Origin of the sequence: Novimethylophilus sp. (genome assembly GCF_036504375.1) — a bacterium.
Lineage (GTDB): Bacteria > Pseudomonadota > Gammaproteobacteria > Burkholderiales > Methylophilaceae > Novimethylophilus.
The window spans coordinates 21266-39799 of sequence record NZ_DASXVH010000045.1 but is presented as its reverse complement, the minus strand read 5'-3'; the positions used below and the strand labels follow the sequence as shown (position 1 = coordinate 39799).

Genomic DNA, 18534 nt, shown 5'->3' with positions numbered 1-18534 from the left:
CGAAGCGTTAAAGTTGCGCAGCGGACCGGGGAAGGGGGATAATTTCATCTTCATTTGACGTCGCTTAAGCGTAATGCTGGAAAACTACCTGTTGATACTTTTCGGTACGGTGTTCGTCAACAACATCGTGCTGGTCAAAATTCTTGGCCTGTGCCCGTTCATGGGCGTTTCCAAGAAGCTTGAGGCATCCATCGCGATGGGCGCCGCGACTGCGTTCGTGCTGACGATAGGTTCGGGCACCAGTTACCTGATCAATGAGTATTTGCTCGGCGCCGATCTGTTCTACCTGCGCACCTTGTCGTTCATCGTCGTCATCGCCGGCGTGGTGCAGTTTACCGAGATGGTGATGGAAAAAACCAGCCCGGTGCTGCATCAGGTGCTGGGCATCTATCTGCCGCTGATTACCACCAACTGCGCGGTGCTGGGCATCCCTCTGCTCAACGTGCAGGCCAAGCATGGCTTTGCGGAATCGCTGCTGTTCGGTTTCGGCGGCGCGGTCGGATTTTCGCTGGTGCTGGTGCTGTTCGCTTCGATGCGCGAGCGTATGGAGGCTGCCGATATTCCCGCGCCGTTCCAGGGGGCGGCGATTGCTTTTGTTACGGCGGGGTTGATGAGCCTGGCATTCATGGGTTTTGCCGGGCTGGTGCGCTGATGCTGGCCGCTCTTCTGGTGATGGCAGGGCTGGCGTTCGCCTTGGGCGCGGTGCTGGGCTACTCCGCGCTCAAGTTCAAGGTCGAGGGCGACCCGCTGGTCGACAGGATCGACGCCATCCTGCCGCAAACGCAATGCGGACAATGCGGCTATCCCGGCTGCAAGCCCTATGCCCAGGCCATTGCCAGCGGCGAGGCCGATATCAACCAGTGCCCGCCGGGAGGCGAGCCCGGAGTCAAGGCTTTGGCTGATCTGCTGGGCGTTGAGCCCAAGCCGCTGAATGCCGAGCACGGTGCGCCCAAGCCGAAATCGGTCGCGGTCATAGATGAGAACGTTTGTATCGGCTGCACGCTGTGCATCCAGGCCTGCCCGGTGGACGCTATCCTGGGTTCGGCCAAGCACATGCATACCGTGATCGCTTCCGAATGCACCGGCTGTGAATTGTGCGTGGCGCCTTGTCCGGTGGACTGCATCAGCATGCAGCCGATCGGCGAGCACGTCGATAACTGGAAATGGCGTTACCCCGTCTTCGAAATCAAACAAGCGGCATGATCTCTAAAATTTTTAAATTCAACGGCGGCGTGCATCCGCCGGAAAACAAGCTGGAATCCACCGGCCGCCCGATCCAGCGTTTGGGGATCCCCGGCGAATTGGTGCTGCCGCTGCGGCAGCACATCGGCAATTTGCCGAAAATCCGCGTGCAGCCGGGTGACCAGGTGTTGAAGGGACAGTTGCTGGCCGAGGCCGAAGGCTCGATTTCGGCGGCGGTGCATGCGCCGACCTCGGGCATGATCGTTTCCATCGAGGACAAGCTGATTCCGCACCCCTCCGGCTTGCCGGATATGTGCATCACGCTGAAGACCGACGGCGAAGACCGCTGGATTCCGCACGAGCCCGTAGACTGGCGCCAGCGCAATCCTGCCGAACTCGCGGCCAGCCTGCGGGATTCCGGCATCGTTGGCTTGGGCGGAGCGGCTTTTCCGACCCAGATCAAGCTGCGCCCGAGCGGCGGCTCCGGCGTCAAGACGTTGATCATCAACGGCGCCGAGTGCGAGCCCTACATCACCTGCGACGATATGCTGATGCGCGAGCGCGCCGATGAAATCGTCAAGGGCATCGAAATTGCGCAGCATTTGCTGAAGGCCGACAACTGCATCGTCGGTATCGAAGACAACAAGCCGGAGGCCGAAAAAGCGATGCGTGTGGCTTGTGCCGGGAGTGCGTCGAAAATCGGGGTGGCCGTCGTTCCCACGCTCTACCCGAGCGGCGATGCGCGACGCCTTACCGCGTTGTTGACCGGCATCGAAGTGCCCAGCAGCAAGCGCTCGACCGATGTCGGCATCCAGGTGTTCAACGTGGCGACCATGCTGGCAGTGTATCGTTACCTGGAACACGGCGAGACCGTGACTTCGCGCATCGTGACCGTCACCGGCAATGTCGGGGCTCCGGGAAATTTCGAAGTGTTGCTGGGCTCTTCGATAGAGTTTTTGCTGGCAGCCGCAGGCGGCGCATTGCCCGATACCAACGGCTTGATCATGGGCGGCCCGATGATGGGGTTCAGCCTGCCATCCTCAAAAACGCCGATCATCAAAGCGACTAACTGCATCATCGCCGGCGCGCCCAAGCTGTTCCCGGAACCGCCGCCCGCGATGCCGTGCATCCGCTGTGCGCGCTGCGCCGATGCCTGCCCGGTTAACCTGCAGCCGCAGGAGCTTTACTGGTATGCCCGCGGCAGGAACCTGGAAAAAGCGCGCGAATACCAGCTGTTCGATTGCATCGAGTGCGGCTGCTGCAGTTATGTGTGCCCCAGCGATATTCCGCTGGTGCAGTATTATCGCTTCGCCAAGAGCGAAATCATCGCGCAGGACAAGGCCAAGGAAGCGGCCAGCCTGGCGCGCGAGCGCAACGATTTCCGCCTGGCGCGCATCGAGCGTGAGAAGCAGGAGCGCGCGCAAAAGCATGCGCAGAAAGCCGCAGGCGCCAAGGCTGAGGCTGGTGCCGACGATGCCAAGAAAGCCGCGATAGAGGCCGCGATGGCGCGCGCCCAGGCACAAAAAGCTGAAGTGACGCCGCAGAATACCGAGAATCTCGATCTTGCCGTGCAGGCAAAAATAGCCGATATCGATGCCCGCCGCGCGCAAACCGAAGCCAAAGCGGAAAACAAAGAAGAACAACAGGAAAACTGACCGTGAACCATTCGCCCTATCTCACTGCGAGTCCCAGTGTGAGCGTCATCATGCTCAAGGTGCTACTGGCGCTGGTGCCCGGCATCGTTGCCTACGTCTGGATGTTCGGTTCGGGCATCCTGATCAGCCTGGCGCTGGCAAGTGTTACCGCGCTGGTTTCCGAAGCCATCATGCTCAAGCTGCGCAGCCGGCCGGTATTGCCTTTCCTGTTCGATGGCAGCGCACTGGTCACCGCCTGGCTGCTGGCCCTTGCGATACCGCCGCTGGCGCCATGGTGGCTCATCGTGGTCGGCACGCTGTTCGCGATTGTCGTCGCCAAACAGCTCTATGGCGGGCTGGGCTACAACCCCTTCAATCCGGCGATGGTGGGCTATGCGGTGTTGCTGATTTCGTTCCCGGTGCTGATGACGCAGTGGCCGGCGCCGTTAGCCATAGCGGGCGCCAAGCTGTCGTTCATCGACCAATGGCATTACATCTTCGGCCGCATGCTACCCGCTGGCATCAACCTGGATGCGATCAGCAGCGCGACGCCTCTGGACACGCTGAAAACGCAGTTGCGCTTGCAGCACGGCATGGCCGAGATTACTGCCGCGCCGGTATTCGGCGCGCTGGGCGGCAAAGGCGGCGAGATCGTGACGGGCGCCTATCTGTTGGGCGGGCTTTATCTGCTGCAACAGCGCATTATCAGCTGGCATATTCCGGCGGCGTTCCTGGGCGCATTGGCGCTGGTTGCCGGCGTGTTTTACCTGATTGACGGCACCCATTACGCCGGCCCGCTGTTCCACCTGTTCAGCGGCGCCTCGATGCTGTGTGCGTTCTTTATCGCCACCGACCCGATCAGCGGGCCGACCACGCCCAACGGCAAGCTGATTTTCGCTGCCGGCATAGCCGTGCTGACCTGGCTGATCCGCGTCTATGGCGGCTATCCGGACGGCGTGGCGTTCGCGGTGCTGCTGCTGAACATTTGCGTGCCGCTGATCGATGCGAACACGCAGCCCAGGGTATTCGGACACAAAAAATGAGCGCGTCTATTTTCAAGCATACCTTCAGCACCGCAGGCGTGATGATAGGTTTTACCATTATCGGTACCGCGCTGCTGGCCTACACCTATGCCACGACGCGCGAACCAATCGCCAAAAGCGAAGCCGAAGCGCGCATGGCGCTGTTCCGCCAGATCCTGCCGGAAGCGCTGCACGACAACGACCTGCTGAAGGATGTGAAGAAAATCCCGGCGGGTGGCGACCTCGGCAATCGCGACGAGACCGAAGCCCATCGCGCAAGGCTGGGTGGACAGCCGTCGGCGGTGATTCTGGAGGCGACTGCGCCGGACGGCTACAGCGGCGACATCAAGCTGCTGATCGCGGTGCGCGCCGACGGCGAAATCGTCGGTGTGCGCGTGCTGGCGCACAAGGAGACGCCAGGGCTGGGCGATTATATCGATATCGGCCATAGCGACTGGATAAAAAAGAACTTTGATGGCCAATCGCTTGCCAAAACCCCTGACGACGGCTGGAAGGTGAAGAAAGACAACGGCCGCTTCGACTACATGGTGGGCGCGACCGTTACGCCGCGTGCCGTGGTCAAGGCCGTGCATAAAACGCTGCAATATTTTGCCGCCCACCGCGATGAGTTGTTCGCGGCGGCAGCAAGCAAAGGAAATGCAAAATGAGCCAGAGCTATAAGGAAATCGTTGAAAACGGCCTGTGGAAACAGAACCCCGGGCTGGTGCAGCTGCTGGGTTTGTGCCCGACGCTGGCGGTGACCACCAGCGTGGTCAACGGCTTCAGCCTCGGCCTGCTCACGGCATTGGTGATGGCGGCCAGCAACGGCGCCGTGTCGCCGATCCGCCGCTGGGTCCCGACGGAAATCCGTATTCCGGTATTCATTCTTGTTATCGCCGCACTGGTCACGGTAGGCGACTTGGCGATGCACGCCTATCTGCATGCGCTGCATATCGTGCTCGGCATTTTCATCCCGCTGATCGTCACCAATTGCATCGTGCTGGCACGGGTCGAAGCGTTTGCCGCCAAGAACGATACCGCGCCATCCGCGTTCGACGGCCTGATGATGGGCCTGGGGTTGGCGCTGGTGCTGGCGGTGCTGGGCGGCATCCGCGAGATGGTCGGCAAGGGCACCTTGTTCTCCGGCATCGAGCTGGCATTGGGGCCGGCAGCCAAGCAGTTCGTGGTGACGGTCGTTCCCGATTATCACGGATTCCTGCTGGCCGTGCTGCCGCCGGGCGCATTCCTCGGCCTGGCGTTGCTGATTGCGAGCAAGAACTGGCTGGAGCAGCGCCGCCAGGCAAAAGCCGGCCAGCCCGACGTGCCAGCCGCGCCGGCAATGGCGCATGGGCATTGATCCGTAATTCCGGATGAATGCCAAAACCTGTCGCGAGATTTTCCGCCGGCTAGCCATCGCCATTCCCAACCCCACCACCGAACTGGTACACAATAGTACGTTCGAGCTGCTGGTGGCGGTGATCCTCTCCGCCCAGGCCACCGATAAAGGAGTCAATCTCGCCACCGCCAGGCTGTTTCCCGTCGCCAACACGCCGGAGGCTATCCTGGCGCTGGGCGTGGAAGGCCTGGAGCCATACATCCGCACCATAGGCCTCTACCGCAGCAAAGCCAAAAACGTCATCGAAACCTGCCGCCTGCTGGTCGAGCGCCACGGCGGCCAGGTGCCGGACACGCGCGAGGCACTGGAAGCCCTGCCCGGTGTCGGCCGCAAGACTGCCAACGTCATGCTCAACACCGCTTTCGGCCATCCCACCATCGCGGTCGATACGCATATCTTCCGCCTCGGCAACCGCATCGGTCTGGCGCCCGGCAAAACCCCGCTGGAAGTCGAGCAGAAGCTGCTCAAAGCCGTGCCCAAGGAGTACCTGCACGACGCCCACCATTTGCTGATCCTGCATGGACGCTATACCTGCATCGCGCGGCTGCCGAAATGCCCGGAATGCGTCATTAATGACTTGTGCGAATACAAGGCCAAAACATGAGCGTGGCGACCGGGCTGGCGATGGGCCGGCAGCCGCTGCCGGAACTGGCGCAGAATGCCGTGGCCGAGGCGATGGACAAGGCCGGGTTGCGGGTGGCAAACAGCGTATTGCTGTTCCTGACCTCCGAGTTCGCGCGCGATCCGCAGCCCGCCCTCAAGGCTGCCAGCGTCGCTGCCAGTTGCGTGCAGGTCGTCGGATGCTCCGCCCCCGGCATTTTTACCGACCAGGATTGGGTGCTGGATGCCCCGGCCGCAGCGGCGATGGTATTCGGCGATGGCATCGGCCTGGCACCCGAGCATGCGCCGCACCCGCAGCAACTGCTGATGACGCTGGCTGCGCCCAACGCCATCAACATCACCTGGCTCTCGACCACGGGGCTGAAATTCGGCGGCGTTTCCGGCGATGCCACGGGGCAGGGGCCGTTTTCCGTCTGGCATAACGGCAAGGGAGTCGCCGCAGGGCATTGCGAAGTAGCCTTGCATGGCGCTGCCGGAGCGGTAGGCGCAACGCACGGCGTGCGCGTATTGAGCGCACCGAAGCCGGTAAGCGCGGGGCAGGGGCATGACGTAATTTTCCTCGGCGGCAAGCCGGCGCTGGAAACCTTGCAGCGCGCCTATCCAGGCAACGATGCGCTGCCGCTGCACCGGCTGATGGCGGGCATCACCGATTCGGGGGAATTGTTCAAGCATGGCGATTACCGGCTGTCGCCGCTGGTCTGCGCCAACGAGGCGGATCGGTCAGTCACCTTGGCGCGCCGGGTCGAAGCCGGGCAGCTGGTGTTCTGGGCATTGCGCGAGGCCGACGCGGCCGAGGCCGACCTCGATGCGACGGTCACGGCATTGGTCGATAAGCTGGATGCCGTCCCCGAGTTCGGCCTGCTGTTCTCCTGCCTGGGACGCGGCCCGTATTTCTACAGCGGCGTCGACCGCGATCTGGAACTGCTGAAGCGCAGATTCCCCGGCATGCCGCTGATTGGTTTTTACGGCAACGGCGAAATCGCGCCCATCAACGGCGTCAATGAATTGCTGCAGTATTCGGCAGTGTTGGGGCTATTCCATGGCGCTGTTTAACCCCAGCCGCGACGAAGTCAGGCATTTCTTTTTCGACGCCCGGCGCAAATACCGGGCAGGTGAACCGCTCACCGCACTGGAAGGCATCGCGGTCGAAGTGATCTCGCTGCATCCCGAATACCACGCCGTGCTGGATGCGCCCGAGCGCTACCTGGAGCAGGAGTATTTCCCCGAAATGGGCGAAACCAACCCTTTCCTGCACATGAGTCTGCATCTTTCCATCCTCGAACAGCTCTCCATCGACCAGCCTCCCGGCATCGCCGCCGCGTTTCAGGCGCTGCAGCAGCGCCTGAACGACCCTCACGAAGCGCAGCACGGGCTGATGGAATGCCTTGCCGAAACCGTATGGCGCGCCCAGCGCGACCGTACGCCGCCGGATGCGCAAGCCTACCTGGAGTGCATGCGGAAAAAAACCTCCGGTTTTGCGCGCTAGTCCGGCCTGCCCTGCGAAAAGACCGGCAAGCGCGGCAGCAGAACTTAAGCGAATCGGCGAAGCTCTAAACTGTTGAATATTTCTGGCGCGGTTCGGCTTGCGCCGCATGCGGACGATTCAGGCCATGACGGTCTCTCCCATTTCTCCAATCGGTGTTTTCGGCATCGGGAGCATCTCTCCGGTTACCTCGTTGTTCCCTGTTTCAGCGTCCCGGGAACTGGCCGCTTTCGACAGCAGTTCGACTGTCGTCAGCCTTTCCGGAATCGGGCAATTACTGTCCGCGGTTTCCGCGTTCCAGAGCAATCTCGCGGTGTTGCGGCCGGGTTTGAGCAACAGCGGCAGCGGCCGGAATTTCGGCAACGATTTCGGCAGTCTGGCCGCCGAAGCGCAAAACTTCGTCGATACCTTCAACAGCCTGCAAAACAACCTCAACAATTTGCGGGGACAATTCGGGATATTGCCCGGCGAGCCATTAGCCGGGCAGTTCGTGCAAGCGCTGGATAAGCAGGCGACGGCCGCATTCGACAACGGCAGTTCTGCTTTGACTGCATTGGCCCAGGTCGGGATCGATTTTCAGGCGCCGCCAATACCGGGCAATGGCGGCGCGCTGGGCATAGACCTCAAGGCGCTGCAATCCGCATTCACTGCCGACCGGGCCGGGACGTTTTCGCTGCTGGGGCGCGCGGCCCAGGCATTGGGCGGTCTGGCGTCCGGATTTGAGAGCCAGGCCAGCGGCACAGCTGCAAGCCTGACGCAGCAATCGGTGAGCTTGTTCACTGCCGGATTGACGGGGTCGGGGTTGCAGGGGACGGCTGATCTTCTCGCGCTGGAATTGCTTAACCAGGGCGGAATTGCCAATCTGGGGCCGCGATTGGCCGCATTGAACCAGTTCCTGCTTGTTTCGACCCTGCTGGGTTGACGTGCCGATGATCGGCGGTGGGGGAGGGGAGCCGGCGTGATTCCTGTCAAGCCTTTCTCAGGAAGCAGGCTTTCAGCATAAAGTTGCCGGCGTCCATCTTGCAGTCCACTTCATGGTCGCCGCCGACCAGGCGGATGCTTTTGACCTTGGCGCCCATTTTAAGGGTGATGGACGAGCCCTTGACCTTCGGGTCCTTGATCAGCACCACCGAGTCGCCATCGTTACACACCGATATCCTGCCCGCTTTATCAGCGGATGGTAACATCGTGGAATTTGCAGCAGCACCTGGAGGAAGCTACGCCATATCACGCGAAAGAAATGCCGGAAGCCAAGGCGATGTTAGCCGTGCCTGTATTTATCCTTCTCTCACTATTAAAGAGTGCCACTTCAATTGAATGACCTGAACCCCAGCGATTTATTGACCGATCACTGCGATTACCTCTACCGCTACGCCCTGGTGCGCCTGCGCGACGAATACCTGGCCGAAGACGCGGTGCAGGAAACCCTGCTCGCGGCGCTGTCCGCACAGGACGGCAAGGGTTTTGCCGCGAAATCCGCCGTGCGCACCTGGCTCACCGGCATCCTCAAGCACAAGATCATCGACCATTTTCGGCGTAGCCAGCGCGAACAGCCGTTGCCGGACAACGGGGCTGCCGACGAACCGATGGAGCCGGGGATGGACGAATTCTTTCTCGACGACGGCCACTGGGCCGAGCCGCCGTCATCGCTGGGCAACCCGGCTGCATTGCTGGAACAGCACCAGTTCTGGCAGGTGATGCAGGACTGTCTCGAGCGTTTGCCCAAGGCGCTGGCGCGGATTTTCCTGCTGCGCGAGATTGAGGAAAAAGAAAATGCAGAAATTTGTAAGGAACTGGAAATCTCCCCGACCAATGCCTGGGTGATGCTGTATCGCGCCCGGATGGGGTTGAGAAAGTGCCTGGAGATCAACTGGCTGGAGGGCAACGATGCTTAGCTGCAAACAAGCCAGCCGGCTGGTGTCGCAGTCGCTGGATCGACGTCTGACTTGGCGGGAGCGCTTGAGCTTGAGGCTGCATCTCGCGATCTGCGATGCCTGCCGGCAGTTTTCGCGGCAGCTGGCCGGATTGCGGAGGGCGCTGAGGCATTTTGCGCAACAAGCCGAGAACGACGAGACAGTGCGCTTGTCGGCTGAAGCCCGTGAGCGTATCCGCAATGCCCTGCGCGAGCATGAATGATGCGGAGTCAACGAAGGTACGAAAGGGAGTTGGCAGTAGCACTGGATGGCGCGTTTGCCCCCTGGCTGCGCCCTGGTAGTGCATGCGACCGGAACCAGTTCGCGATGAAGCGCTTGTCGAACGGTGATCTTGGCTGGGTATCTTTTAGCGGCTGCCCCAAGCGGAGCCGCGTCTTGCATCGCAATGGATGCGGTATTTGAAGCCGGCGGCAGAGGGGAGGTTTGATCGAAAAAACAATCGCCGATTTCACTTTTTGCGCCACTTTTCCCGTGTTAAACTTGTGGCCAAATATGGCGGCGCTAAATCCAAATACGTGTAGATTCTCCCGCGAGCGTTCCTTCGTAACGCGCAGGGCCTTGCCCCCTCAAAAAAGCCCTTTATGAACGTCCGTAAATTTTTCGGTTCAAGCACACGCGATGCCCTGAGGCAAGTGCGTGACGCACTGGGCGCGGATGCGTTGATCCTGTCCAACCGCAAGGTAGACGGCGGGGTGGAAATCATGGCCGTGGCCGATGGCGAGATGGACGCGCTGACCTACGGAAACCCAGCTCATCACATGTTGGCACAACATCGGCCGCAACCGGCATCCGGCGAGCGTCCTCCACAGCCGGTAATCGGCGCGGAAACGATAGCCGCGATCCTGCACCGACGCCAAACCGGCAGCGTCGGGCCTACCCAGAGCGTGCGTGCGCCGACGTTCGAAACCATCCGTACCGCCGCCGAGGCGGCAACACCCCAGCCGTTGCCGCCGGAAGAAGCCGTCCCCACCTATACCCGGCCCGCGATCTCGCGCGAGATTCCGCCGGTCGCGGAGTCCGTGCCGCACTTTCAGCCTCAGCCGGAAGATTCTTATCGACTGCCGCAGCATGAGCCGATGCGCGAGACCAGCTTTACGCCACCGCCCGCCGCGCCCGATCCGGTCGTCGCGGAAATGGCGCGCGAACTCAAGCGCATGCGCAATCTACTCGAAGGCCAGCTTTCCGGTTTTGCCTGGGGCGAACTGGTGCGCAACGAGCCGCTCAAGGCCGAGTTGTTGCGCGCGATGTTTGCCGCAGGCTTCAGTCCGGTGTTATCGCGCAAACTGATCGATGCGATGCCGCATGGGCTGGATTTCGAAAAGGGCATGAAATGGCTGCGGGCGGCCATCACCCATAATCTGCGCGCGGTGGAACCGGGCGCGGATGTGATCGAGCGCGGCGGCATCGTGGCGCTGGTCGGGCCCACCGGCGTCGGCAAGACCACTACCGTAGCCAAGCTGGCCGCGCGCGCGGTGCTTAAGTTCGGCGCAAAAAACGTGGCGCTGCTGACGACTGACAGCTACCGGATCGGCGCCCATGAACAGCTGCGTATTTACGGCCGCATCCTCAACGTGCCGGTGCATGCGGTGAAGGATGAAACGGAGCTGGAACTCACGCTGGCCGATTTGCAGCGCAGCCATCTGGTGCTGATCGATACCGTCGGGATGAGCCAGCGCGACCGCCGCATCGCCGAACAGATCGAATTCCTGTGCGGGCGGGGTAACCGCGTGCAACGTCAGTTGCTGTTGCCGGCCACGGCCCAGGGCGTGACGCTGGACGACATCGTGCGCGCTTATCGCGGGGCCGGGATGGACGGCTGTATCCTGACCAAAATCGACGAAGCCGTATCGCTGGCGCCGGCGATGGACTGCCTGATACGCTACGGCATCGACCTGCACTATGTCACCAACGGCCAGCGCGTTCCCGAAGACCTGCATCTGGCCAATGCCACCTATCTGGTGGACCGTGCGTTCAAAGGCCAGGCGGGGCCGGCAACACAGTTGAGCCGGGATGAAATGGCGTTGCAGGATGCCTGGTCCGGTAATGGAGCGGTCCTTGGTTAGGACCGCCGTTGATCAGGCCGAAGGGCTGCGGCGCATGTTTGCGGCCGATGCCGCGTATATGGTTGCGCTGCTCGGCGACGACGAGAACGACATCAGCGCCGCCCTGGCCCTGGCCCTGGCAGGGCAGGAAAAAAAAGTCCTGCTGCTGGACGAGCAATTGCGCGCCGGCGATCCTCACGTCCTGCTGGCCGCTGCGGTGCGCTACGACATCGGCCACGCCTTGCGGGGCGAAAAAAGTTTGCAGGAGATCGCGCTGCCGGCGGCGGGCATCACTTTGCTGCCGGCCGGCAGCGTTCGTCCCGCACACAAGGATGGCGCCCGAGTGCGGTTATTGGCGGCTTTCCACGCATTGGTCGGCAGGTTCGACATCGTCCTGATCCGCGCTGCGGCCGCCGCTCACCGACCCAGTTTCGGCTTCGCCCTGGCCGCGCCCGAGGTGATCGTGCTGTGCACAGGCAGCTCTTCCGGTATTACCGCTGCCTATAGCCAGATCAAGATTGCTGCGCATACTCCGGGAAATCGTCATTTCCGCCTGCTGTTCCGCGGCGTCGAGGAATCTCTGGCCAGCGTCCTGTTCCGCAATCTGGCCGGCGTCTGCCACCAGCACTTGAACCTGATGCCGGATTTTGCCGGTGTTCTGCCCGTGGAACGCAGCGCTGCCGCCGATGCATTGGAGATTTTGGCAGCCGGCATCGCCGGGTGGCCGCAGCCGGAACGGGACGACAGCCGTTTCGAAGCCTTCATGCGCCGTTTGCTCAGCGTGACTGGCACTTTCAAGCCGATCACCACGGATCATTAATCATGCCACTCCATTGCGTGGCGCAACGTCCCGCCTCTGATTTCGCGCCGCTGGTCAAACGCATTGCCTATCAATTGGCGGCCAGACTGCCGGCCAGCGTGCAGGTGGACGATCTGATGCAGGCCGGAATGATAGGGTTGCTGGATGCCATCGGCCATTTCGACCAAACTCAGGGCGCGCAGTTCGAAACCTATGCATCGCAGCGTATTCGCGGCGCGATGCTGGACGAGCTGCGCGAGATCGACTGGGTGCCGCGTTCGGTGCGCAAGAATGCGCGCGGCATCGAAAACACCATCACGCAACTCCAGCAGCAGCTTGGCCATGCGCCCACCGAGCAGGAAATCGCCGATGCCATGGGGCTGGATCTGGCAGAGTATCAAACCATGCTGGCGGATGCGCGCGGCCACCAGCTGGTCTATTACGAAGACTTCCATAATGATGACGGCGATCCGATAGAGTTTAATCTGGCGGACGGGCGTCCAAACCCGTTCGAAACCATCCAGGATCAAGGCATGCGCCGTGCGCTGGTGGAAGCGATAGCGGACTTGCCGGAACGAGAGAAAATGATGATGGCGATGTATTATCAGGAAGATCTCAACCTGAAGGAAATCGGCACCGTCATGGGGGTAAGCGAATCACGCGTCTGCCAGATTCATTCGCAGGCGGTCATGCGCTTGCGCAGCAGGCTCAAGGGCTGGATCGGTTAAGACTGCCGCCCGATGAAAAACCTACCAATCGACATCACTACTTTTGTCGGCATTATCATTGCACTGGGCGCCATCATCGGCGGGCAGGTACTCGAAGGCGGCCATGTTAGCACGCTGATGCAGCTCACCGCCTTCATCATCGTCATTGGCGGTACCATGGGCGCGGTACTGATCCAGTATTCGCTGCCGGTTTTCCTGCTGGGGCTGAAGCTGGTTTCATGGGCATTCGTGCCGCCGCGGGTGGTGCTGGAGGAGGTTATCGAGCAGATCACCGGCTGGGGCAATACCGCCCGCCGCGGCGGGTTGTTGTCGCTGGAGCCCATCCTGGTGGAAATGCAGGATCCGTTCATGAAAAAAGGCCTGCAGATGCTGGTGGATGGTGCCGAGCCGGAAAAGCTGCGCGAGGCGCTGGAAGTCGAGATGGATGCCTACGACGAGCATTATCGACTATCGGCGAAAGTATGGGAATCTGCCGGCGGCTATTCGCCGACGATAGGCATTATCGGCGCGGTGATGGGTCTGATCCACGTGATGGAAAATCTTTCCGATCCGTCCAAACTGGGCGCCGGTATCGCGGTTGCGTTTGTCGCCACGATCTACGGCGTGGGCTCGGCCAATCTGTTTTTCTTGCCGTTGTCGAGCAAAATCAAGTCGGTGATCGGCCGCGAAATGGTCAAGCGCCAGATGGTGGTGGATGGCCTGGTGTCCATCGCCAATGGCGAGAATCCGCGGCTGATCGATACCAAGCTGCGCGGCTTCATCACCTGAGCCCAGCCCATTCTAGATGGCACGCAGAAAAAAACCCGAGGAGCACGAGAACCACGAGCGCTGGCTGGTCTCCTACGCCGACTTCATCACCCTGCTGTTCGCGTTCTTCGTGGTAATGTACGCGATTTCCTCGATCAACGAGGGAAAATACAAGGTGCTCTCGGATTCCATCGTGGAAGCTTTCAAAAGTGCTCCCACCAGCGAAAAAGTGATTTATGTCCAAGCACCCATGCCGCAGGGAACGGTTGAGCACGGCAAACCCATTCCGCAAATTGTGCCGATGCAAATGGATGCTGCTTCCCGGATTGTCGAGGTGGAGAAGGAGAAGCGGCGCGAGAACATGAAATCGGTCGCGACCGATATCCTCAAAGTCATGGAGCCGCTGGTGAAGGGCGGTCAGGTCAAGGTCACCGAGAGCAATCGCGGCATTTCCATAGAAATCAATGCCAGTCTCCTGTTCGAAATTGCCAAGGCGGATCTGAACAAGGATTCGATTTCGGTGCTGACTGCGGTGGCCAAGGTGCTGGCGATAGATACCCATCAGATTCAGGTGGAAGGCCATACCGATAATCTGCCTATCAATTCCCCGGTTTTCCCCTCGAACTGGGAGTTGTCTACGGCGCGTGCCAGCAGCGTGATTCGGTTGTTTGCCGAAAGCGGCGTCGGCGGCGACCGCATGGTGGCGATCGGCTACGCCGACAATCGGCCGGTGGAAGATAACAGTACACCCGAAGGCCGTGCCCGCAATCGGCGTGTAACGGTAATGATATTGGCGGAAAATCAGGGCGGAGTGCAGGACGTCAAACTGGACCCGGACGTAAAACCGCCTCCGAGTCCAGTCTCGGCCACTTCAGCCCGGCCGTAAACCCTCGTTTAACCGCATCAGGCCTTGCCGATAATGCCGCGTGAACTGCCGCCGCCCGGTGGCGTATTTTTCGGCTGACCGTCGGGTCCATACAGATTGGCTTGGTTGGATGCTGCGAGCAAAGCAGACATCGCTTGCTGATTGTGTTGCAGATGATTTTGAATCAGCGTGCCATTGATCTGGTTGGCTTGATGGGCTTCGCTGGCTGTGGCGAGCATGGAGCGCCATGCTTCGGTTGCGGCAGTCCCCGCCTGCGCCGCCCATTTCTCCATGCCGTTGCGGTCGGCTGTCAGCCCCAGCGTGACGATGCGCTCGAGCCGCTGTGCAGCAAGGCGGTTCAGATGTTCAACCTGCTTCAGTTTTGACGTCGAAATCGCCGTGAGCGCGGTAATATCGCCAGCGATCAAGGCCTTCTGCTCGGCCTGCAGTGCGGTCTTGAAGTCGCGGAAAGCCTGCTCTTCAGCCTGCAGGCCTGCGAGCAGCAGCGTATCGATGGAACCGGGTTGAGCCAATGACGAGCTATTTCAGGAGCGCAGGCGTCAGGCCTTGTGTTGCGCGACGAGTTCGCGGGTGGAAGCGATCAGGCCATCGGCGATCTGTTCCGGGTTGATCTTGAAACGGCCTTCGCTGATCGCCTGCTTGATAGCTTCAACCTTGGCGGCATCGAATCCGGAAGCCTGGTTGACGCTGGTTTCCAGCGCCTGCAATTGCGAAGACGTATCGGAAAGGCTGACGCTGTCCTGTTTGGGAGAACTTGCCGCAGAACCCTTGCCGCGTGCGGGTGCCTGGCTGGTGGCGCCTGTGAGCGCGGTCCCTCGTAAAGACCCGTCAATTTTCATGATGTACCTCTTGACTCAACGTTTTCTAGCATACCATCTTAACGACAAAAATGAGGATAACTTTAGAGACTTTTTCCCACCGCAGGGAATAATTTTCCCGGATTCAGGATATCGGCAGGATCGAAGGTTTTCTTGATGCTGCGCATGAAATCCAGCGTGACGGCATCGATTTCCCTGCCGACGAAAGGCCGCTTGGCCATGCCCACGCCATGCTCGCCGGAAAGGGTGCCGTCCAGCCCCAGCACCAATGAGAACACTGCGTCCAGGCATTGTTCCGCACGCTGCATTTCATTTCCGTCGTCCGGGTTTACCAGCAGGTTGACGTGGATGTTGCCGTTGCCCGCATGACCGAAGTTGACGTTGGCAATCTGGTAGCGCGCGGCCAGCCGTTCGATGCCCCCAAGCAGTTCCGGCAGCCGTGACACCGGTACGGCGACATCCTCGTTGATTTTTTTCGGCGCGATGTCGCGTAACAACGGCGACAAGGCCTTGCGCGCCGCCCACAGCGATTGCGTATCGTTGGCCTGCTTGGCCTCGATCAAGCCATCCAGCTGGCAGGCATTGATGATAGCCATCGTTGCTTCGGCGATCTCCTGCTCGGAGCCGTCCACTTCTATCATCAGCAGCGCGCGCATGTCGTCCGGCAGCATGCCGGGATGGCGGTTGCGGATCAGGTTGAGCGCATTGTTGTCGAGGAATTCCAATGCCGAGGGCACGAAAGGCTGTGCCATGATCGCGGCGATGGCATGAGCGCAGCTGGTAGTGTCGCGATACTGCGCGGTAAGCCCGCCGACCGCGCGCGGCAAGGGGGTCAGCTTGAGCGTGGCTTCGACGATGACGGCCAGCGTGCCTTCGGAGCCAACTATCAGCCGCGTCAGGTCGTAGCCTACCACGCCCTTGGTGGTATAACACCCGGTCTTGATCAGTTCGCCGCTGCCGGTGACGGCTTTCAGCCCCAGCACATGGTCGCGCGCGACGCCGTATTTCACCGCATGCGGACCGGCGGCGCAGGTGGCGAGATTGCCGCCTACCGTGCAATACGGCGCGCTGGAAGGGTCGGGCGGCCAAAAGAAGCCCTGGGGACGAATGGCATCCTGCAGATCCTGATTCAATACGCCGGGTTCTATGATTGCCATGCGATTGTCCGGGTCTACCTTAAGGATGCGGTTCATCCGTTCCAGCGACAACGCCACCCCGCCTTGCTCCGGCACGCTGCCGCCAGCGGTGCCGGTTCCGCGGCCGCGCGGCACGACAGGGACGCGATACTGGTTGCAAAGCAGTACCACCGCTTGCACTTCCTCTGCGTTCAGCGGGAAAACCACGGCCTGCGGCGGCCGGAAATTGCGCGAATTGTCGTAGGCATAGGCGTAGCAATCTACCGGATCGGTGAACAGGCGATCCGGTGAGAATGACGATTGCAATGCGGCGAGAAAGCCTGGCGGCAGCATGGCCGTTGGTTATTTTTTCCGGATATAGAGATCGGTAATCGTGCCTTCCGCCATTTCGGAGGCAAAAGCCACGGTTTCCGACAGCGTCGGGTGGGCATGTATGGTTAGCCCGATATCTTCGGCATCGGCGCCCATTTCCAGTGCCAGCACGGCTTCGGCCAGCAGTTCGCCGGCATTGGTGCCGACGATGCCGACGCCGATCAGGCGTTTGCTGCCCTTGTCGAAAATCAGCTTGGTGGCGCCTTCGGTACGGCCGATGGATAAAGCACGTCCGCTGGCAGCCCACGGGAAAGAGGTTTTTTCGATTTCCAAGCCTTTCTGCCTGGCCTCGGTCTCGGTGACGCCGGCCCAGGCCACTTCCGGATCGGTATAAGCAACAGAAGGGATCGCCAGCGCCTGGAATTCGACCTTGTGGCCGGCGATTACTTCTGCCGCCACTTTGCCTTCGTGCGTGGCCTTGTGCGCCAGCATCGGATGGCCGGCGATGTCGCCGATCGCGAAAATATGCGGCACGTTGGTGCGCATCTGCTTGTCCACCGGGATGAAGCCGCGTTCGTCGACGAACAGCCCGGCGTTTTCGGCGCCGATATTCTTGCCGTTGGGGCGGCGGCCGATGGCGACCAGCACACGGTCATAGAGCTGCGGTTCCGGCGCATTGTCGCCTTCGAACGTGACGTGAATGCCGTCTTTCCTGGGGTCGATCTTGACGACCCTGGTCTTGAGCAGGATTTTTTCGAAGCGTTTTTCCATGCGCTTGTGCAGGGGCTTCACCAGGTCTCGGTCGCAGCCGGGGATCAGGCCGTCGCCTAATTCCACGATGGTGACTTTGGAACCGAAGGCGTCGTACACCGTGCCCATTTCCAGGCCGATGATGCCGCCGCCGACGACCAGCAGGCGTTTGGGAATGTCGTCCAGCGCCAGCGCGCCGGTGGAATCCATGATGCGGGGGTCGGTAGCTATGTCCGGAATCTTGGTCGCTTGGGAGCCGGCGGCGACGATCGCGTTATCGAAGGAGATAGAGCTTGCCTTGCCGTCCGCAGCCCGGACTTCGAGGCGATTGGCGGAAGTGAAACGGCCCAGGCCGTATACCACAGTCACGTTGCGCTGTTTTGCCAACTGGGTCAGGCCGTCGGTGAGCTTGTCGACGACGTCGTTTTCTTTCCACGACCTCAATTTGGCGAGGTCGATTTGCGGCTTGCCGAAGCTGATGCCGTGTTCGGCCATTTCTTCCGCTTCGGTGATGACCTTCGCGGCGTGCAACAATGCCTTGGACGGAATGCAGCCGACGTTGAGGCAGACGCCGCCCAGATTGGGATAGCGCTCCACCAGCACCACTTTCTTGCCGAGATCGGCGGCGCGGAAGGCGGCAGTGTAACCGCCGGGCCCGGCGCCCAGCACCAGCACCTCGGCGTGGAGGTCGGCATTGCCGGCGGGGGCGGCTGTAGGAGCGAGGGCCGGCGCAGGCTTGTTTTCAGTCGCCGCAGCAGGTTTCGACGCCAGCACTGTGGCTGCGGCCGTTTCCAGCATCAGGATCAGCGATCCCTTGGCGACCTTGTCGCCGACCTTGACCTTGACTTCCTTCACCGTGCCGGCTTGCGGACTGGGAATATCCATCGAAGCCTTGTCCGACTCCAGCGTGATCAGCGAGTCGTCCTTGGCAATGCCGTCACCGGCCTTGACCAATACTTCGATGACATCGACGCTGTCGAAATTGCCGATGTCAGGAACCTGCACTTCGATAATCTGGCTCATAAAAACCTCTTGAGCCACGGG

22 protein-coding genes are annotated in these 18534 nt (G+C 60.9%); 17 read left to right on the top strand and 5 right to left on the bottom strand.

The genetic code is table 11. The features are described 5' to 3' along the window. The first annotated feature begins 76 nt into the window (after positions 1–76). The 10 genes from rsxA to fliD all read left to right on the top strand — a co-directional run bounded on the left by rsxA (position 77) and on the right by fliD (position 8260). Entirely contained in the window at positions 77–652 is a 576-nt protein-coding gene (gene rsxA / locus VGK14_RS06710) for an electron transport complex subunit RsxA (RefSeq protein WP_331508236.1), read from the top strand. Further along, positions 652–1203 carry an electron transport complex subunit RsxB gene (gene rsxB, locus VGK14_RS06705; RefSeq protein ID WP_331508189.1) on the top strand — a complete coding sequence of 184 codons (552 nt, stop codon included), beginning with the start codon at positions 652–654 and terminating at the stop codon, positions 1201–1203. Before rsxA ends, rsxB begins: the two co-directional genes overlap by 1 nt. Continuing rightward, positions 1200–2837, top strand: coding sequence for an electron transport complex subunit RsxC (gene rsxC / locus VGK14_RS06700; protein ID WP_331508188.1), 1638 nt, complete (start codon positions 1200–1202; stop codon positions 2835–2837). Before rsxB ends, rsxC begins: the two co-directional genes overlap by 4 nt. A 2-nt stretch (positions 2838–2839) precedes the next feature. Continuing rightward, entirely contained in the window at positions 2840–3859 is a 1020-nt protein-coding gene (gene rsxD / locus VGK14_RS06695; protein WP_331508186.1) for an electron transport complex subunit RsxD, read from the top strand. Then, entirely contained in the window at positions 3856–4506 is a 651-nt protein-coding gene (gene rsxG, locus VGK14_RS06690) for an electron transport complex subunit RsxG (protein WP_331508185.1), read from the top strand. Before rsxD ends, rsxG begins: the two co-directional genes overlap by 4 nt. Then, on the top strand, positions 4503–5195 hold the full coding sequence (locus tag VGK14_RS06685; protein WP_331508184.1) for an electron transport complex subunit E: 693 nt from the start codon (positions 4503–4505) through the stop codon (positions 5193–5195). Before rsxG ends, VGK14_RS06685 begins: the two co-directional genes overlap by 4 nt. 13 nt (positions 5196–5208) lie before the next feature. Then, entirely contained in the window at positions 5209–5838 is a 630-nt protein-coding gene (gene nth, locus VGK14_RS06680) for an endonuclease III (RefSeq protein WP_331508182.1), read from the top strand. After that, positions 5835–6908: an FIST C-terminal domain-containing protein gene (locus VGK14_RS06675; RefSeq protein WP_331508181.1), complete on the top strand. Its 1074-nt coding sequence runs from the start codon at positions 5835–5837 to the stop codon at positions 6906–6908. The genes nth and VGK14_RS06675 overlap by 4 nt, the downstream gene beginning before the upstream one ends. Then, positions 6895–7341, top strand: a complete 447-nt coding sequence (locus tag VGK14_RS06670; protein WP_331508180.1) for a DUF1841 family protein — start codon at positions 6895–6897, stop codon at positions 7339–7341. Before VGK14_RS06675 ends, VGK14_RS06670 begins: the two co-directional genes overlap by 14 nt. Before the next feature lie 124 nt (positions 7342–7465). Continuing rightward, positions 7466–8260: a flagellar filament capping protein FliD gene (gene fliD / locus VGK14_RS06665; protein ID WP_331508179.1), complete on the top strand. Its 795-nt coding sequence runs from the start codon at positions 7466–7468 to the stop codon at positions 8258–8260. Between the two features lie 46 nt (positions 8261–8306). On the opposite strand, the gene VGK14_RS06660 is transcribed toward fliD, so the two are convergent. Continuing rightward, a complete protein-coding gene (locus VGK14_RS06660) occupies positions 8307–8489 on the bottom strand; it encodes an alkylphosphonate utilization protein (protein WP_331508178.1) in 183 nt (60 codons plus the stop codon). 162 nt (positions 8490–8651) lie between these two features. On the opposite strand from VGK14_RS06660, the gene VGK14_RS06655 reads away from it, so the two are divergent. From VGK14_RS06655 to motD, 7 genes are all read left to right on the top strand, one after another. After that, on the top strand, positions 8652–9233 hold the full coding sequence (locus VGK14_RS06655; protein ID WP_331508177.1) for a sigma-70 family RNA polymerase sigma factor: 582 nt from the start codon (positions 8652–8654) through the stop codon (positions 9231–9233). Next, complete coding sequence (locus VGK14_RS06650; protein WP_331508176.1) at positions 9226–9474, top strand: zf-HC2 domain-containing protein; 249 nt, start codon at positions 9226–9228, stop codon at positions 9472–9474. Before VGK14_RS06655 ends, VGK14_RS06650 begins: the two co-directional genes overlap by 8 nt. Before the next feature lie 379 nt (positions 9475–9853). After that, entirely contained in the window at positions 9854–11335 is a 1482-nt protein-coding gene (flhF, locus tag VGK14_RS06645) for a flagellar biosynthesis protein FlhF (RefSeq protein WP_331508175.1), read from the top strand. Then, a complete protein-coding gene (locus VGK14_RS06640) occupies positions 11328–12134 on the top strand; it encodes a hypothetical protein (RefSeq protein WP_331508173.1) in 807 nt (268 codons plus the stop codon). Before flhF ends, VGK14_RS06640 begins: the two co-directional genes overlap by 8 nt. A gap of 2 nt (positions 12135–12136) precedes the next feature. Beyond that, positions 12137–12841: an RNA polymerase sigma factor FliA gene (locus tag VGK14_RS06635; protein WP_331508172.1), complete on the top strand. Its 705-nt coding sequence runs from the start codon at positions 12137–12139 to the stop codon at positions 12839–12841. A 12-nt stretch (positions 12842–12853) separates the two neighbouring features. Beyond that, positions 12854–13609: a flagellar motor protein gene (locus VGK14_RS06630; protein WP_331508171.1), complete on the top strand. Its 756-nt coding sequence runs from the start codon at positions 12854–12856 to the stop codon at positions 13607–13609. Between the two features lie 16 nt (positions 13610–13625). Further along, entirely contained in the window at positions 13626–14474 is an 849-nt protein-coding gene (gene motD / locus VGK14_RS06625) for a flagellar motor protein MotD (RefSeq protein ID WP_331508170.1), read from the top strand. 17 nt (positions 14475–14491) lie between these two features. Here motD and VGK14_RS06620 read toward each other — a convergent pair whose 3' ends face one another. The 4 genes from VGK14_RS06620 to lpdA form a co-directional block, all read right to left on the bottom strand. Further along, positions 14492–14986, bottom strand: coding sequence for a flagellar protein FlgN (locus VGK14_RS06620; protein WP_331508169.1), 495 nt, complete (start codon positions 14984–14986; stop codon positions 14492–14494). 27 nt (positions 14987–15013) lie between these two features. Then, a complete protein-coding gene (gene flgM / locus VGK14_RS06615) occupies positions 15014–15313 on the bottom strand; it encodes a flagellar biosynthesis anti-sigma factor FlgM (protein WP_331508167.1) in 300 nt (99 codons plus the stop codon). A gap of 62 nt (positions 15314–15375) precedes the next feature. Then, positions 15376–16761 carry an FAD-binding oxidoreductase gene (locus tag VGK14_RS06610; RefSeq protein ID WP_331508166.1) on the bottom strand — a complete coding sequence of 462 codons (1386 nt, stop codon included), beginning with the start codon at positions 16759–16761 and terminating at the stop codon, positions 15376–15378. Between the two features lie 9 nt (positions 16762–16770). Beyond that, positions 16771–18513 (bottom strand): dihydrolipoyl dehydrogenase, encoded by a 1743-nt coding sequence (lpdA, locus tag VGK14_RS06605; RefSeq protein WP_331508165.1) that lies wholly within the window; start codon positions 18511–18513, stop codon positions 16771–16773. Positions 18514–18534: the final 21 nt, after the last annotated feature.

Excerpts from the sequence above, each read along its gene's own strand:
- rsxB (WP_331508189.1), top strand. The coding sequence starts at position 652 with ATGCTGGCCGCTCTTCTGGTGATGGCAGGGCTGGCGTTCGCCTTGGGC.
- rsxC (WP_331508188.1), top strand. The coding sequence starts at position 1,200 with ATGATCTCTAAAATTTTTAAATTCAACGGCGGCGTGCATCCGCCGGAA.
- rsxG (WP_331508185.1), top strand. The coding sequence starts at position 3,856 with ATGAGCGCGTCTATTTTCAAGCATACCTTCAGCACCGCAGGCGTGATG.
- VGK14_RS06685 (WP_331508184.1), top strand. The coding sequence starts at position 4,503 with ATGAGCCAGAGCTATAAGGAAATCGTTGAAAACGGCCTGTGGAAACAG.
- nth (WP_331508182.1), top strand. The coding sequence starts at position 5,209 with ATGAATGCCAAAACCTGTCGCGAGATTTTCCGCCGGCTAGCCATCGCC.
- VGK14_RS06675 (WP_331508181.1), top strand. The coding sequence starts at position 5,835 with ATGAGCGTGGCGACCGGGCTGGCGATGGGCCGGCAGCCGCTGCCGGAA.
- VGK14_RS06670 (WP_331508180.1), top strand. The coding sequence starts at position 6,895 with ATGGCGCTGTTTAACCCCAGCCGCGACGAAGTCAGGCATTTCTTTTTC.
- fliD (WP_331508179.1), top strand. The coding sequence starts at position 7,466 with ATGACGGTCTCTCCCATTTCTCCAATCGGTGTTTTCGGCATCGGGAGC.
- VGK14_RS06650 (WP_331508176.1), top strand. The coding sequence starts at position 9,226 with ATGCTTAGCTGCAAACAAGCCAGCCGGCTGGTGTCGCAGTCGCTGGAT.
- flhF (WP_331508175.1), top strand. The coding sequence starts at position 9,854 with ATGAACGTCCGTAAATTTTTCGGTTCAAGCACACGCGATGCCCTGAGG.
- VGK14_RS06635 (WP_331508172.1), top strand. The coding sequence starts at position 12,137 with ATGCCACTCCATTGCGTGGCGCAACGTCCCGCCTCTGATTTCGCGCCG.
- VGK14_RS06630 (WP_331508171.1), top strand. The coding sequence starts at position 12,854 with ATGAAAAACCTACCAATCGACATCACTACTTTTGTCGGCATTATCATT.
- motD (WP_331508170.1), top strand. The coding sequence starts at position 13,626 with ATGGCACGCAGAAAAAAACCCGAGGAGCACGAGAACCACGAGCGCTGG.
- flgM (WP_331508167.1), bottom strand. The coding sequence starts at position 15,313 with ATGAAAATTGACGGGTCTTTACGAGGGACCGCGCTCACAGGCGCCACC.
- VGK14_RS06610 (WP_331508166.1), bottom strand. The coding sequence starts at position 16,761 with ATGCTGCCGCCAGGCTTTCTCGCCGCATTGCAATCGTCATTCTCACCG.
- lpdA (WP_331508165.1), bottom strand. The coding sequence starts at position 18,513 with ATGAGCCAGATTATCGAAGTGCAGGTTCCTGACATCGGCAATTTCGAC.